Origin of the sequence: Pediococcus acidilactici (assembly GCA_024970065.1) — a bacterium.
GTDB lineage: Bacteria > Bacillota > Bacilli > Lactobacillales > Lactobacillaceae > Pediococcus > Pediococcus acidilactici_A.
Genome location: CP103908.1, coordinates 1,905,648 through 1,921,290 on the forward strand (window position 1 = coordinate 1,905,648; position 15,643 = coordinate 1,921,290).

Annotated in this window: 12 protein-coding genes; 3 read left to right on the forward strand and 9 right to left on the reverse strand. The window is 43.4% G+C overall.

Annotated features, from left to right (window positions below):
* Positions 1 to 132: 132 nt before the first annotated feature.
* Both NYR25_09245 and NYR25_09250 read right to left on the reverse strand, forming a co-directional pair.
* Positions 133 to 1,479, reverse strand: coding sequence for a PTS transporter subunit EIIC (locus NYR25_09245; GenBank protein UWF33751.1), 1,347 nt, complete (start codon positions 1,477 to 1,479; stop codon positions 133 to 135).
* Positions 1,480 to 1,503: 24 nt separating this feature from the next.
* Positions 1,504 to 2,877, reverse strand: a complete 1,374-nt coding sequence (locus tag NYR25_09250) for a glycoside hydrolase family 1 protein (GenBank protein ID UWF33752.1) — start codon at positions 2,875 to 2,877, stop codon at positions 1,504 to 1,506.
* Between the two features lie 154 nt (positions 2,878 to 3,031).
* On the opposite strand from NYR25_09250, the gene NYR25_09255 reads away from it, so the two are divergent.
* On the forward strand, positions 3,032 to 3,745 hold the full coding sequence (locus NYR25_09255) for a GntR family transcriptional regulator (protein ID UWF33753.1): 714 nt from the start codon (positions 3,032 to 3,034) through the stop codon (positions 3,743 to 3,745).
* 104 nt (positions 3,746 to 3,849) lie between these two features.
* Here the strand turns inward: NYR25_09255 and NYR25_09260 are convergent, their stop codons facing one another.
* The 3 genes from NYR25_09260 to NYR25_09270 form a co-directional block, all read right to left on the reverse strand.
* Entirely contained in the window at positions 3,850 to 4,485 is a 636-nt protein-coding gene (locus NYR25_09260) for a DUF4767 domain-containing protein (GenBank protein ID UWF33754.1), read from the reverse strand.
* A gap of 132 nt (positions 4,486 to 4,617) precedes the next feature.
* Positions 4,618 to 7,818: a YhgE/Pip domain-containing protein gene (locus NYR25_09265; GenBank protein UWF33755.1), complete on the reverse strand. Its 3,201-nt coding sequence runs from the start codon at positions 7,816 to 7,818 to the stop codon at positions 4,618 to 4,620.
* A gap of 69 nt (positions 7,819 to 7,887) precedes the next feature.
* The gene (locus NYR25_09270; GenBank protein ID UWF33756.1) at positions 7,888 to 8,208 is read right to left on the reverse strand and encodes a metalloregulator ArsR/SmtB family transcription factor; all 321 of its coding nucleotides are present in this window, start codon (positions 8,206 to 8,208) and stop codon (positions 7,888 to 7,890) included.
* 186 nt (positions 8,209 to 8,394) lie between these two features.
* On the opposite strand from NYR25_09270, the gene NYR25_09275 reads away from it, so the two are divergent.
* Positions 8,395 to 9,237, forward strand: a complete 843-nt coding sequence (locus tag NYR25_09275; GenBank protein ID UWF33757.1) for a methyltransferase domain-containing protein — start codon at positions 8,395 to 8,397, stop codon at positions 9,235 to 9,237.
* Positions 9,238 to 9,297: 60 nt separating this feature from the next.
* Here NYR25_09275 and NYR25_09280 read toward each other — a convergent pair whose 3' ends face one another.
* The 3 genes from NYR25_09280 to gnd all read right to left on the reverse strand — a co-directional run bounded on the left by NYR25_09280 (position 9,298) and on the right by gnd (position 12,666).
* Positions 9,298 to 9,492 (reverse strand): hypothetical protein, encoded by a 195-nt coding sequence (locus NYR25_09280; protein ID UWF33758.1) that lies wholly within the window; start codon positions 9,490 to 9,492, stop codon positions 9,298 to 9,300.
* Between the two features lie 223 nt (positions 9,493 to 9,715).
* Positions 9,716 to 11,323 carry a toxin Cry1Ac domain D-VI-related protein gene (locus tag NYR25_09285; protein ID UWF33759.1) on the reverse strand — a complete coding sequence of 536 codons (1,608 nt, stop codon included), beginning with the start codon at positions 11,321 to 11,323 and terminating at the stop codon, positions 9,716 to 9,718.
* A 443-nt stretch (positions 11,324 to 11,766) separates the two neighbouring features.
* On the reverse strand, positions 11,767 to 12,666 hold the full coding sequence (gene gnd / locus NYR25_09290) for a decarboxylating 6-phosphogluconate dehydrogenase (protein ID UWF33760.1): 900 nt from the start codon (positions 12,664 to 12,666) through the stop codon (positions 11,767 to 11,769).
* A gap of 173 nt (positions 12,667 to 12,839) precedes the next feature.
* On the opposite strand from gnd, the gene NYR25_09295 reads away from it, so the two are divergent.
* Entirely contained in the window at positions 12,840 to 13,856 is a 1,017-nt protein-coding gene (locus NYR25_09295; GenBank protein UWF33761.1) for a LacI family transcriptional regulator, read from the forward strand.
* 242 nt (positions 13,857 to 14,098) lie between these two features.
* Here NYR25_09295 and NYR25_09300 read toward each other — a convergent pair whose 3' ends face one another.
* The gene (locus NYR25_09300) at positions 14,099 to 15,643 is read right to left on the reverse strand and encodes an FGGY family carbohydrate kinase (GenBank protein ID UWF33762.1); all 1,545 of its coding nucleotides are present in this window, start codon (positions 15,641 to 15,643) and stop codon (positions 14,099 to 14,101) included.

Below are 15,643 nucleotides of genomic sequence, written 5' to 3' on the forward strand. Positions count from 1 at the left end.
AATTAAAATGTTTAAATAACAAGGTTTGTTCCGCGAAATCGACTTTTTAAGGGGTACAAATATAAATTGGTATATACACTATCGCGATAAAAAAGACCTAGGATTCACTAACTTAATCCTAGGTCGAAGGTTTTATTCACGGTTTTCCTCTGCTTGAATTCGTGCCACTTGTTCACTGATTTTCAAGAATGGTAAGTATAAGAAAACGCCAATAATAATCACAATTAATTGCAGGATAACCGAACGCCAATCTCCAGCGGTGGATAAATATGGCCCAATTAACGGTGGGGTAGTCCAAGGAACTAGCACGACCGTCCGACTTACCCAACCCCATAAAGTTGCAAAGTAACCAATTAAGCTACCGATGGTGGGGAACAATACGAATGGAACGATCATTGGAAGGTTGAAGACGATAGGAAAACCAAAGATCATCGGTTCGTTGATGTTAAAAATCCCGGGAGCCAACGACAATCCGGCAATTTGCCGTGATGATTTTACTTTACTAAAAATCAAAATTGCAATAATTAACGCGATGGTACTTCCCGAGCCACCAACTAAGGTGTAGTTGCTAACAAAGGAAGTCGTGATAATGTTGGGAATTTCTTGATGATGCGCGTAAGCCGTCATATTTTCATTCATATTGACCAATACAAGGGGATCTAGCAAGGTTCCTGAAAGGACGGTTTGATGAATCCCTAAACCAAACAGGAAGTTAGCCAGGGTGTAAATTACACAGTACCCAACAATGCTGGTGTTAAAGCCCCGCAATGGTTCTTGAATCCAAGTTTTAATCAGATTAATGAGGTCCGCGTTGAAAAATCCAGCCAGTAAGGCAGCGATAATTGCAAAAAATGACATTAATAGAATAGCTGGAAGTAAAACACTAAAAGACGCTGCTACTGCTGGTGGAACGTTTTCCCCTAAATGAATTTGCAATCGTTTAACCGACGCTAATTTAATGAAAATACCCGTGGCGATTAGTCCAACAAAGATTCCCCCAAACATTCCCTGGGTTCCGGTATTTAAGTAGCTCAACCCGCCAGTAACGGTTGCCATCTTTGCACCTCCCGATGCTACCGTCCCCAGTTGAATGCTGTTAGGCATCAAAATAAATATGCTCGCTAACGACATGGCTGCCGCTGCAATCGGGTTATTGAAGCCCTTATTCTTAGCCAACATATAGCCAATCATTGGGGCAACTAAAATCCCGGCTACATTTAAAGTCCCGTTGACAATTGCATTACCAACAACTTGGAACTTCGCTAGTAGGTCTCCCTTCAAAAACCAAGTAAACACTACGTTATTTAGCAAAACTCCAATGCCGGCCACGATAAACATTGGCAGAATAACCGCGAAAGCATCCCGCAAGGACCGTAAGTAAACCCAGTTACCGACCTTTACCGAAATTTCCGTAAATTTGGCAATGAACTTCGAGTTCTGCATTCGATCATTAATTGATCCGCTTTTCGAATCGCCCATAAAAATCCCTCCCGTTAAAAATTTTTAAGCTAAATCAGTACCGTTAGATTTAATGACTTTTGCAAACCAGTAGTAACTCTTTTTAGGAACACGTTTAAGATCGCGTAATTCGTGATTGCCCCGGTTAACGTAGACCATTCCGTAACGTTTTTCCATATTGCCTGCCGAACTGGGGATATCGATCAATCCCCAGCCTAAATACCCTAATACAGCAACCCCGTCTTCATTCACTGCCGCCATTAATGCTCGCAAATGGTCCCGGTGATAAGCAATTCGGTAGTCATCTTGAATAGTTTGTCCATGAAATTCTTCCCGATGTCCAATTCCATTTTCAATCGGAAACATCGGCACCCCATAGGCGTTGTAAGTCTTCGTTAAGACATCACGAAAACCTAGTGGGTCAATGTTCCAACCCCATTCCGTTGCTGTTAAGTGTGGATTGTCCACCGTACCATAGTCCAAATAACGATTTGGCATCGTTCCTGCTGGAATTTTAGTTGCATCAACCACGTTGCTTGCGTAATAACTAAAGGCAATAAAATCACTCTTTAATTTGGCAAATTCTTGGCGGTCCTGATCCGTAAAGTCAATATCAAAGTGGTGCCGTTCAATGTAGGTGGATACTTCTGTTGAATAGTGGCCGTTAACCCAAACATCTAATAAATTACGATTCAAGTACTCGTCAATCCGTCGCGCAGCAAAAGCGTCCTCTGGCAAACTGCTATGTGGGTAGGTTTCCACAAACGCTAACATTCCGCCAATTTTAGCATTGCTATGAGCGTGTAAATAATTAGCAACCTGGGCGTGAGCCGCCATTACGTGATGAGCAATCCTTTGCAATTCCTCATCGGTGCGGTCTCCGTTCAAATAACCAGCAATCCGAAAGGCCTCAGATTGTGAATATAGGTTTTGTTCGTTAAACGTAATCCATAATTTGACCCGGTCACTGAATCGATCAATCATCTCCTTGCCAAAACGGACGAAAGCATCCACCACGTGGCGACTCAAAAAGCCGTTATATTGTTTTGCCAAATGCAGTGGCATGTCAAAATGATACAAGCAAATCATCGGCTGGATGCCCCGCTTCAGTAATGCATTGATCAAGTTATCGTAGTAACGGATTCCCTCTTCATTAAATTCTCCGTCGCCTCGCGGATTGACCCGGCTCCAAGAAATCTGAAAACGATAGCAGTTCATCCCCTGCTGAGCCATTAAATCCAAGTCTTCTTTATAATGGTGATAATTATCAATTGCCACGTCCCAATCCGAAGTCTCCGCGGTTGCTTTATACGTGTCGTAAACGGACGGCCCTTTACCGCCCTCGTGTGCACCTCCTTCCGTCTGCATACTGGATGTTGAATTTCCCCACAAAAAATTATCCGGTAATTTTGCTTCCACAATTATGACCACCTTTCGTTTGTATCCGGTTTCATTATAATCACCACTTTTATAAAAGTAAACTCTTTTATTTAAAAAGTATATACTTTTTTAAATTTGTGAATACTAATAAGATGGGCTAAAATTAACGATGATTAAGGATGGTGTCAGATAAATGTATAAATACGAGAAGATTTCGCAAACTTTACGTAAGAAAATTATGAACCACGAATTACAGCCGGGAGTCATGTTGCCGGACCAAAACCAGTTGGCAAAGGAATTTAACACCACCCGCATCACCATTAGTAAAGCGATCCAAATCTTGATTATCGAAGGGTTGGTTTATAGCAAACGGGGCGCGGGCACGTTTGTCCGTAAAGATGTTCAATTTAATAACGACTTTAATACGGACGTTGACAAACCGCTGGGGACGACCATGACCCACCCTAATAAAAAGGTCACTAGCAAGCATATTCATTTAACTGCCCGGATTGCCACTAAGGATGAACAGGAACATTTATTGTTGGAAGACGGGGAGACCGTCTACGTAATTAAGCGAACCCGATTAATTGATGGCAAACCGTTCAGCTACGAACAAACGATTATGCCAACTAAAATTGCGACCATCACGGAAGAAATTTTGCAAAAATCGATTTATGAATATTTACAAAAGGAGCACCATCTTGAATTCGCGGGATCCCATCGCCAAATTATGGCGCGCAAAGTCTCGGATGAAGACGCCCGGTTTCTCGGCGAAAAGAAGGGGGATCCTATCTTAGTAATTAGCCAAGTTAACTATTTAATCGATGGTACCCCTTTTGAATACTCCGAATCTCATTTTCCGTACCAAAATAGCGTGGTATCGGCGGATATAAAATTAGAACACTAAAAATTTTTAAGGCAACGCGACCCTGTTTTTGAATTGAATTTTCTTTTAGAACAAAAAATGGGAGGTTTCAGAATTTTAATCTGAAACCTCCCATTTTTATTATTCTATTGTTGTGATGAATTCGTTGATTCACTTTGTCCATTCGCAATGTTTTGGAAACCACTAACTAGCTGAGCATTTTCCGTTACCTTAAAGTTAACTCCATCACTAGCTGCTTGGGAAGTGACCAAGACTTCCGGAGCTTGTTGGTGGAAAGTAAACAAGTATAGGTATTGGGCACCGGCATAAGCTGCGACCACTTGATAATCGCTGTCATCTTTTTTGTTAGTCGTCCATTTCATCGTTACTGGCTGTTGGTTTACGTAAACCGTCCCCGTTGATAAGTAATCGGGGAGCGTTACACCTTGGAAAGTCACCGAGTTACCTGCGTTAGTTCCGGTATACGTTTGCCCCATTGTCTGTTGCCAATCACTAATAAACGCCGCAAGCTTCGCGTCCTGTTTTTTGGTCCAAAGCTTCTCTTTGCTTGATTTATGTTTAGTTTTCGATTTTTTAGCAGACGAAGCGCCTTCTTCAACATCAATCACCTTAGTACTGCTTGATTGCCGTGCCGTGGTGTGTTCCGGTTCGACATGGTTAGGATAGAAAAATTTATACCCACCCAAAATAACCAATAGCGCCACAATGACCCACACAACCGGGCTTACCGGCCAACGGGAGCCTTTTTTCATGTGCTTCATTTAATCACCTCATTTCCACTTATTATACAGGAAGCTAGCCTTTCGTGGGAGACCACGCCTAAAACCCCCGTTAAATCTGTCTTATGTATACAAAAAGGGGCCGGAAATTTCCGGCCCCTCTCTGCGATTAAATTATCTTTCGACTTCTTGGAGCTTTTGGTTGTCATCTAATTGCGACTTGTTTTCCAAATGATGCTTTTGCAATTGATTCATACTGAACCATAGCAATGCTAAAGCAATCACTGCAAACAAGAGTAATGCGCCCATTGCTTGTTCAAAGGTACCGTCGCCGAGACCAGACGTGATTGCCTGACGGAACGATAGGATGGAGTAAGTCAATGGCAAGAACGGATGAATTACGTTGTAGAAGTGGTTAGTTACTTCCATTGGGAAGGTACCACCTGATCCACCTAATTGAAGCATCAGGAGAATCATCGCTACAAACCGTCCTGGGTTGTCGAAGGCCATCGACAAGAACATGACGATGTACATCGACGCCAGCGAGATCATAATCGCGGTCATGTAGAATTGTCCAACGTGATCTACGTGAATACCAGCAATCATCATGATTGTGGTTTCAACTAACGCCATTCCTAGAGCGACTACCGTACCAACGGAAACTTTACTCAAGAACCATTGGGTTGGAGTACCACCGCGTTCGGAAACCTTCCGAATTGGGTAAGCAAAGTTGAAGACGATTGCCCCAACGTAAAGTGCTAGTGAAAGCACGTATGGTGCTAACGCATGTCCGTAGTTTGGTACGTAACTGTAGTTAGTGTGTTTCATCTTCGTTGGTGCCGCAAACATATCGGCCGTCTTGTTAGTGAGTGGCACGCTGTTAACTTGTTTTGCACCATCAGCTAACTTGCTTGATAACTCACCATTGCCGGCGCTGATTTGCTTAGTAGCGTCTAACAAAGCACCTGAGTTAGCATCTAATTCAGCAGCTCCAGTGTTCAATTGGTTAACTCCGTCGATCAACGTTCCGGTACTGCTATTAAGCGTTTGGATACCAGTGTTCAATTGGTGACCACCATTATCAAGTTGCGCAACGCCAGAAACTAACGCTGGTACTTGACCGTTTAAGGTGTTCAATCCGCCAGTAACTTGAGAAGAACCAGCTGCCAATTGGTTACCACCGTTAGCAAGTAGGCTAACGCCACTTACCAAGGTTGGCATTTGTGAACTAGCTGCGCTGATACCGTTGCTTAATTGGTTAATACCACCAGCTAAAGCACCAGTACCGGCACTGATTTGGTTGCTACCAGCAGCCAACTGACCAATCTTGGATTGGAGAGTTGGGGTTTGCTTGTCTAGCATTGCCAAGCTTGAACTTAATTCTTGAGAACCACTAACTAGTTTCTTAACGTCCTTCGAATTCTTGTTAGTTTGACTTGCAAGGCTCTTAGCACCACTGTCTAATTGAGCAACACCCTTAGTTAATTCAGAAGCTGAACCGGCAAATTCGCCGACTTTACCAGCTACCGTATTTGAACCAGTTGAAAGAGCTTGTAAGTTAGTTGTAACTTCTTGTGAACCAGCAGCTAATTTCTTCAAAGTAGTTGCCAATTGTTTCATGTCGTCACTGTTGCCAGTTAATTCGTTTGCGCCGGCTGCCAACTTCTGGAAGGAAGCTGTTAATTCAGCCACTTGCTTACTAATCTTCGCTTGTTCATTTGCTAAGTTATTTAACTTAGTTACTTCACCTTGTACGTTAGTAACTTCAGATTGAATTTCCTTAACCTTGTTTGCATCAACAGTTTGTGTAGTAGTCTTACTTTGACTGCCGTTAGCAACACCTGCTAGAGCACTCTTCGCTTTAGCTGCGTCTTCTGCGCTTAATCCTGCACCATCAATCTTAGCGTTGATAGTTGCTTGAGAAACTCCGCCATTAGTGCTAGTTGTAGTCTTGCTTGCACTAGTTAAACTTCCTACATCAGACTTAATCTTTGAAAGTTGCCCATTAATTGATTGAGCGGTGTTACCGCCATTCGTTTGAGTATTGCCAACTGCCTTATTCAACGCAACTAATTGTGTTTGAATAGAAGCCATTTGTTGCTTCAAAGCAGCCGCTTGCTTATTAATATCGTTTGCACTTACTTGATCAGCAACCTGGCCAAGGCCGGTTGAAATCTTGCCATTAGCATCTGCTAATTGTTTTGAACTTGTGGCAATATCAGCAATTCCCTTGTGTAAGGCGTTAATGCTATCTGGCATATCCTTAGTGTCATTAGCTAACTTAGCTACGCCACCTTGCAATTGCCCTGCACCAGCCGATACACCGTCTGTGTATTGCTTAACTCCAGCACTTAAAGCACCAGCTCCACTTGACAATTGCTTGATTCCGCCAACTAATTCACCAGTCTTCGCGTTAAGTTCTTGCACCCCATCGTTAAGTTGGTAAACCCCGTTGACGTATTGAGGAACCTTAACCTTCAACTGTAAGGCACCGTTGTTTAGTTGGGAAACTCCAGTAACGAGTGCGCCACTCTTTTGTTGCAACTCGTTCAAGCCCTTACTCAAGGCAACCGCACCAGTGGTTACTTGACCAGAACCGTTTGCTAATTGGGAAACTCCTGAAGACAATGCCCCAGTCTTTCCGTTCAGTTGGTCCAAGCCATTCGTTAGTTGGCTAGAGCCATCTGCTAATTGAGCAACGCCCGCTTGTAATGGCTTAACTGATACAGCCATGGTAGCAATCCCGTCGTGCAATTGGGAAACCCCTGCCGTATAAGTCTTGGTACCGTCGTTCAATTGAACCGCGCCATCCTTAAGTTTCTTGGCTCCATCAGAAGCATCCTTGAAACCTTTTCCGGCAGTTTTAACTTGGTCAAACATCGCCGTAGCGTAAGATTTCGTAACTTGTTTACGAACTTCTGAATTAAGTTGTTCCGTACCCACGTCACTAATAACTTTTCCGATGTAGTTTAACGAAGCGTTTGTCGAATACTTCAACTCCATCTTCTTAGGATTTTTATCCGTAACCGTTGCGGCGTTAGCTGAGAAGTCCTTCGGGATCGTAACTACCGTGTAGTATTTCTTATCCTTCATTCCTTCTTTAGCCTTTTTAGCCGATACGAAATGCCATCCCAACTGATGGTTATGCTTTAAGTTATCGACCATTTCATCACCGACCGCAAGTCGTTGACCTTGGTACTTAACGGGTTGATCTAAGTTAACGACTGCGACTGGTAAATTTTTCGTATCCCCATATGGATCCCATACCGATTTCAAGAAGAAAATACTATATAGGAAAGGAATGAAAATAATTGCCAGCACGGAGATTAAAATTAACTTATTATTTCTAATAAATTTCCACTCTTTGCGAACCATGCTTTTCTCCTTCTCAACAATAATTTTTTAATATTCGATCCAATGAATGAACAATCAGACAATCCCGACTTAATTAAATAGCTTCTTATCGTTCCGCAAAATATCAACCAACTTTTGCACTTGATCGAGAGCTTGTCCGATCGTTAATTGATAGATGTTGCTCGTACCTTTTTTTCTAACCGAAACTAACTTCAAATCTTTTAATTGCTTTAAATGATGCGATACTGCGGGTTGGGAAAGACCAATAATCTTGGTCAGCTCCCCAACCGTTAGCCCTTTTTCACTTTCCCCTAAAGTAATCATAATTTGCTGACGTCGCTCGTCGGAAAGCGCGTCCAGCAAGGGGATATTCTTCTTAAAAGCTGCGAGTGCCTTGCTATGCTCCACCATCAGGCTGTCCTCCATTCAAACATTCGAATATTTAAATACAGGAGGTATTTTACCGCGAATTATATTTTAATTCAACCTTTAAGTTCAATTCAATTTTTCTTCAATTTTGCTTGTTCTAAATTGCCTCCGACCCGCTTTGATCCCGTGGTAGAATTAATTTAATTACAAAAATAACGAGGTCATATTTTGAACAAAATCGAATTAACCAGTCAATTTATCCAACAACATTTAAATCAATTGCAATGTCCGGTCTGTCAAGGAAACTTTATCTCTGCGGAAAGCGGCGCCGTTATTTGCGAAAACCGCCACACGTTTAACGTCGCCAAAAAAGGCAGCCTCTTTTTCCTCAGCCACCCGGTCAAAACCGAATATACCGACGAAATGCTGCGTTACCGTCACCAATTCTTAACGGCGGGTTTCTTTGATCCCATGCTGACTCGCGTGCAAGAAACGCTTGCGGACGGTCTCATTTTAGATGCCGGCTGTGGCGAAGGGACCACCACCAAATGGCTTGCAAATCATTCTAACGGTAACTTGGTTGGCTTGGATATTTCCAAACCAGCGATCAACATCGCGAGCACAGGAATTGCTTTAGAAAACCAACCACTCTTCATGGTTGGTGACCTAGCGCAACTACCATTTGCTGACCACCGTTTATCTGCAATCGTCAACATTCTATCGCCCGCTAATTACCAAGAATTTGACCGCACCTTAGCACAAGGTGGCGTGTTAACTAAGGTAATTCCCGGCAATCATTATTTGCAGGAGCTTCGTCACTTAGTTTATCCAGATGGACCACACGCTACCTATAATAATGCGCCAGTTAAGAATCATTTTATCGAACACTATCCCCAAGCGAAATTCTCCACCATTAGGTACGAATTTCCGCTTGACCAAACGCTGTTTACGGCGTTATTCAATATGACACCCTTAACTTGGAAAGCGCAGAAAAACCGGGCAGAACTTCTTCAACACCCGTTAGCTTCCATTACGGCAGAATTCGAAATCGCTACGGTAACGCCAATTTAGCAGTTAAACCTGCACAAACAAAGCCTCAGACACCGCATAGGCCGTCTGGGGTTTTCTTATTTAACGCTGTCTTCGATAATCGACCGGATTGCAAATCGTGTCTAAAATTATGAAAACAACAATTGTTACCAAGAATTGGCGTCCCGAATGGTTACTCATAAAACTAATCTTACCGACAAAGAACATGGTCAAAACAGATAACCCAATCGCAATCAAGTCCCCACGCGTAACCTGCCCACGTAAAAAGTTTTTCATTCGGTTTCACTCCCCTTATAATCCACGTTGATACTTATTTAAAATCACCTAAATTATACACTTTAAGCAGTATTAAGTATACCCCGTAAATCATTTAGGCAAATTGCCACAATTGTGTAAAAAAAACAGTTTCAACTGAATACTCATCGTCGAAACTGTTCCTATAATATTACGCAATTAGCGATTGTAAATCTGGCAGTTGGCCATTTTATTTTCTACTTAATTAAGGTAATAATTCCAATGCTTTGATACAAAGTTTATAAAGAATCATTGTATTAGGATTATCAAAAGTAAGGTATTTAGTAATCATATCCTTTACTTCATTTATCTTATCGCGGTCCACCCCAGCAGCTAGTTTAGTGTGGGTGTTGTCCGTAAACAATGCGTTAACCGCGTCAATTACCGCTTGCTCTTCTTGGCTGCCAGCTGGGCGCAGGTCGTCAGAACGTGATAGTAAATTTTCAGCCTTCTTGTATAAGTTATACAAAACGAGGTAATTACTGTTATCTACCTTAACGTACTTAACAAATAAATCGTGCGCCTTTTTAAGCATCGCGGTGTTCGCTTGGTCGGATAATTTTGTGTAAGTGTCGTCGCTGAACAATGCTTTAATTGCATCGATAGCTTTTTGTTCGCCTTCGCTGCTTGCGGGACGAATTATATCGGATTCATTAATTAACCGTTCCGCCTTCAAACATAATTTCCATAAGGTGTTAAAGCGATAGTCCGTTATTGGAACGTTTGTCTTAACTAATTCCTTAGCAGCCTTAATCTTAGCGCTATTAGTGCTATCTGCTAAGGTATTTTGGTACGGATCCGCAAACAACGCGTAAACTGCGTCGGTAGCGTCTTTAATTTTGCTTTCGGTACTTTCCTTATCAAGTAAAGTTTTTGCTTTGCGACATAACTGCATTAATTTTTGGTAGTTGCTGTTGCTTTGGGGAACGTTCTTTTCAACCAATTTTTGGGCTGCGGCAATCTTTTCCGCAGTTACGCCCACCGCTAATTTAGTGTGCGTTCCGTCCGTAAACAATGCATTAACTGCTTGAGTCGCTGCCTTAATATCATTATTGTTGTTGCTATCGTTATCATCGTTACCGTTGTTATTATTGTTTGAGTCGTCCAACAGTTCCTTAGCTTTAGCACATAGATTATGTAATCTAGCATAGTTAGGGTTTGAAGTTGGGATCTTCGCAACTAATTTTTCGGCTGCAGCGATCTTTTCCGCAGTTACGCCTGCTGCTAACTTGGTATGGGTACCGTTTGCAAAAAGCGCTCCAACTGTTTTAGCTGTCGTAGCAACATCATCTTTAATTGAATTTTTTAGTAAGTTATTCGCCGTAATGCACAAGCTCCGTAAGTTATTATAGTTAGGAGTGGTGGAAATCTTCGCAACTAACTCTTGAGCCGCAGCAACTTTTTCTTCAGTAACCCCCGTTGCCAACTTAGTATGTTCTTTATCAGCAAATAATGCGTCAACTGCCTTGGTTGCTGCTTTAACATCCTTATTGTCGGTAATTCCCAGCAACTCCTTAGCTTGGTTGCATAGCTTATGTAACCGAGCATAATTAGGGTTTGAAGTTGGAATCTTCGCGACTAATTTTTCAGCTGCCGCAATCTTCTTTACGGTAACTCCCTTAGCTAACTTAGTGTGGGTACCGTTTGCAAAAAGATCACTAACTGCGTTTGCAGCTGCAGTGATGTCAGCAGTATGGGCTTTATCCGTAGCCACCACCGATTGATTAGCGCTCGCTAAGTGCGGTGCTTTAGTCCCTACAGTTCCCAATGCCAAAGCTGACATTGCTAATAATGTATACTTTGTATATTTCATAGACAAAATCCTTTCAAAAAAATGTTTTTTTATCTTCAGGAATTATACCCATTACAGTTAATGGGGTCAACGTAAAAGGGCATCAACCGGTCCACACCATCTCCAATACTGTTAGCAATCGAACAATTTTTCGTGGATTATTTCTTTAACCAGAACTATTTTTATTTTTTTAACCAATTAAGAAGCTGGTCGTTAAGCGGTCTAGATAGATTTGAACTTTATTTTTCGATGATTTCAAATTTAATTTTAAACACCCTAAATAATTGTTTCACTTTCCCTGTAAATGTCACATGTTAATTTTAGGGCCCTAATTTTGCTCACCATGGTTTCATTTTTAAATACCCGTTCAAGAACCTAGAACAACAAAAAATCCTTGATAACGGCGCAAAAATTAACGTCTTTATCAAGGATTGATAACCCACTAACTATTTGTTAATAAAACTTCACTTTTTGTCAACCGCGTGCCCGCCAAATTCGTTTCGAAGCGCGGCTACCACTTTACCAGTAAAGGTATCGTCTTGCATTGAGCGATAGCGCTCCGCGACCGCTGCGTAAATAACGGGTGTAGGAACGCGCTGATCCATGGCTTCTTCTACTGTCCACTGACCTTCGCCGTTGGAATGCATCCGTCCCGCAATTTCAGCTAGATGAGGGTCTTTACTGAAGGCATCTTGAGCAAGTTCGATCAACCAGCTTCGAACAACGGAGCCGTGATTCCACAATTTAGCAACCGCTTCATTGTCGTAATCAAACTGGGAAGCTTCAAGTACTTCAAAACCTTCCCCAATCGCGGCCATCATTCCGTATTCAATTCCATTGTGGACCATTTTCAGGTAATGCCCTGAACCAGCCTTACCGGTGTAGAGGTAGCCGTCCTTTTGAGAGATATCTTCGAACAACGGACGAATGGTTTCGAAGGCTGCGGCATCATCGCCACCAATCATGAAGTTGCCACCGTTAAGTGCTCCACGCCAACCACCTGACGAACCGGCGTCGAAATAATGGATGCCCTTTTCCGAAATTAACTGGTTGTGGCGCAAACTGTCCTTCCAGAAGGTGTTCCCGCCGTCAATTAGGTAGTCCCCTGTCTCTAACAGGTCGCCTAGTTGGGCAATCGTCGCATCGGTCGGCTTGCCCGCCGGCACCATTACCCAAATCACCCGTGGAGCCGTCATTTTTTGCACCATTTCGGCTAAAGACGCCGCTCCGATTGCTCCATAACCGACTGCCTTTTCAACCAACGCGCTATTCAAATCAAATCCGACCACTTTGTGCTGGTGGCGCAACATGTTTTGGGCTAAATTGATGCCCATTTTTCCCAAACCAACTAATCCGATTTCCATTATCGATACCCCGCTTAATATTTGATTAAATTGCAAATGTTCACGTGAAACCTTACAATTAAATTATAGCACGGTCCCCGTTTTGTACAACCGTTTTCATAAATTATTATTAGTTCTCATTTTTGTTGTATAATTGGAGCTGCTATGCTTGAGTAATTTAAAAGGAGCATCCTATGACAAATAATTCTTCAAAACGGACCACGATTATTGATATTGCTAATCACCTAGGCATTTCACACACTACCGTCTCCCGGGCGTTAAATGGAAGCCCTAAGGTGAAGGAAACTACCCGGCGGAAAATCGTGGAGGCCGCTCACCAGCTGGGCTACGTCCCCAACCAAAACGCCCGCGGGCTTAACCAGGGGCGGACCTACACAATTGGGCTATTTTTTACTGACTTAAAAAACGGTACCTCGGGACTCTTTTTAACTAGTATCATTTTAAATATTCGTGAGCAATTACCCGAAAACTACGTCTTGTCGATCAATTCGATTAACGATCATGACCGACTAAGTTTTTTTGATGGCGTAGTGGTGGTCAGTCAGTCCGTCAAGGATGAAGAGTTTATTAATAATTTAGTACAAATGAAAATTCCCGTCGTGGTGCTCAACCGGCAAACACAGGTTCAACCGGTTTATAACTATTGGCTAGATAATTATTCAGCGGCTTATGAAATGACAACGCATGCGTTAGCGGCCGGACATCGCAATTTAGCTTTGATCCGGGGATCTTTAGATTACGCCTCCACTCAGGAACGCTCCCAAGGCTACTTCGCCGCAATTCACGATTGGGACACAGCCCATCCAACCAAGCTGTTTGCCCATCCTCCAATTGAAGGGGAATATACGGCTAAGGGTGGTTGCCGGGCAATGGAAACTTTGTTGGCACGGCCTAACTTCCCAGACTACGTTTTTATTGAAAATGATGATATGGCCATCGGTGCACTTCACGCCCTCAATGCACACCCTGATCTCAAGCATCCGGTTAGTGTTTCCGGGTTTGATGACATGGATATTGCCACCTATACTTCACCATCCCTGACCACCGTCCACAGCCCGATCACCGAAATGACTGCGCTCGGGATCGCGACTTTGAAACATTTATTAACCAACGATGAACTCGACGACCACATCCCGTTGAAAAAATGCTTTAAAATGCCGATTATTTATCGGGATTCGTTGCGCAAATAAAAAAATGCTGCCAACATGGTTAAAGCCGGTTGGCGGCATTTTTTTGTTTTCAGGATAGCTTTCCAAATTAGAAGACTCGCAAAGTTCGCGATTAATTCCCTTACGCTCCACTGCTATTTTGCCAAAACGTGTTCCAGCCCTCAAAGCTCTCCGATTAACCAAATAAAAGCACTAATCGCCAAACCCGCGATCAGTGCTCTTATTCTGTTAATTCTCGATCTTTACCCGAGGGCTTCCACACTCTAATGCGCTCTCTGATACTCCGCTATACTATCGTATTCACCTGCCAACTCTCTCGACAGCCTAATATAGATTGGCATCAAGTCACGGTACGCCCTAAAGTTTGCTGGGTTGGGCTCGTACGTATTTACCGCATCTTTTACCAAAAAGTCTTCGACCTTCGTCAAATCCTTTGCCAAACCTAAGCTAATTTGGGCGATTACCATCGCACCCATGCAGCCCCCCTCAACCGACTTAGGGACCTTCACTGGTTCCTCAAATACGTCGGCCAAAATATGTTTCCATAGTTCTGAATGAGCAAAGCCACCGGTCGCCAAAATTTGTCGGTCACCTTCCGGCATAACTTCTTCTAACGCTAAGTTAACCGTGAACAAGTTGTAGACGATTCCTTCCAAAATGGCTCGCAACATGTGTGCTCGTGTATGGGTTTGCGTCAAACCAAAGAAGGATCCCCGCGCATTTCCAGACCAAATCGGGGCCCGTTCGCCACCTAGGAAAGGATGGAATAGTAAGCCTTTGGACCCGGCTGGTACCTCGCCCGCAATCTTAGTCAACAGGTCGTACGGATCTTGGTTAAGGAGCTCCGCGGTACTTTTTTCGGCGTTGAAAAACTGGTCGCGGGCCCAGCGAAGTACTACCCCACCATTGTTAATCGGCCCGCCAATAATCCATTTACCCGGCAAAACCGGATAGCAGTAAATCCGGCCTTTCGGATCAAATTGGGGTTCGTCGACCATGGTTCGTACCGCGGCCGAAGTTCCAATATCAATCGCAATTTGCCCCTTCCGAACCGCGCCAACCCCAATTGTGGTCGCAACGCCATCCGAAGATCCCATTACAAAGGGGGTTTCCGCAGGGATTCCAATTTGTTTTGCTAATTGCGGATTTAAACCGTGGACTTGGTGCGTGGCTTCCACTACTTGAGGTAATTGGGAGGCTTGCAAGCCTAGTTGCTGCAAAGCTGCCACGTCCCACTGCATTTCCCGGGTATTAAATAATCCCGTGGCCGCCGCCATCGGTTGCTCCTCCAAAAATTGGCCAAAGTATTTCCAAATAATGTACGATTTAATTCCTAGCCAGTACTTAGCTTGTTTAAACCGCGCGGGTGCTTCATGTTTATACCATTGTAATTTGTAGTAAGGCGCCATGGGATGGGTGGGCACGCCCGTCCGTTGGTAAAGTGCCAGTCCCGAACCGTCCCGTTTGGCTTGGTCGGCATACTTTTCAGCCCGGTTGTCCGCCCAAATTGCGAGTTTAGTCACCGGGTTAAATTCGTCATCAACCCCCATGATGGAATGTTGCTGTGCACTTAACGAAATTGCCAAAAGCTGATCTCGAGTAGTGTCAAAATGCGCTTCTTGGATAACCTGTTGTAAAACGGCCACCGTCGCGTCGTAAATCACGTCCGGATCTTCCTCGGCGGAGTCCACATTTTCGCGAATAATTGGATAAAGTTGGTGAGCAACTTGCACAATCCGACCCTTTAGGTCAAACAGTACCGCCTTCGTACTAGTGGTTCCAATATCCATTCCAATGATATATTTCAT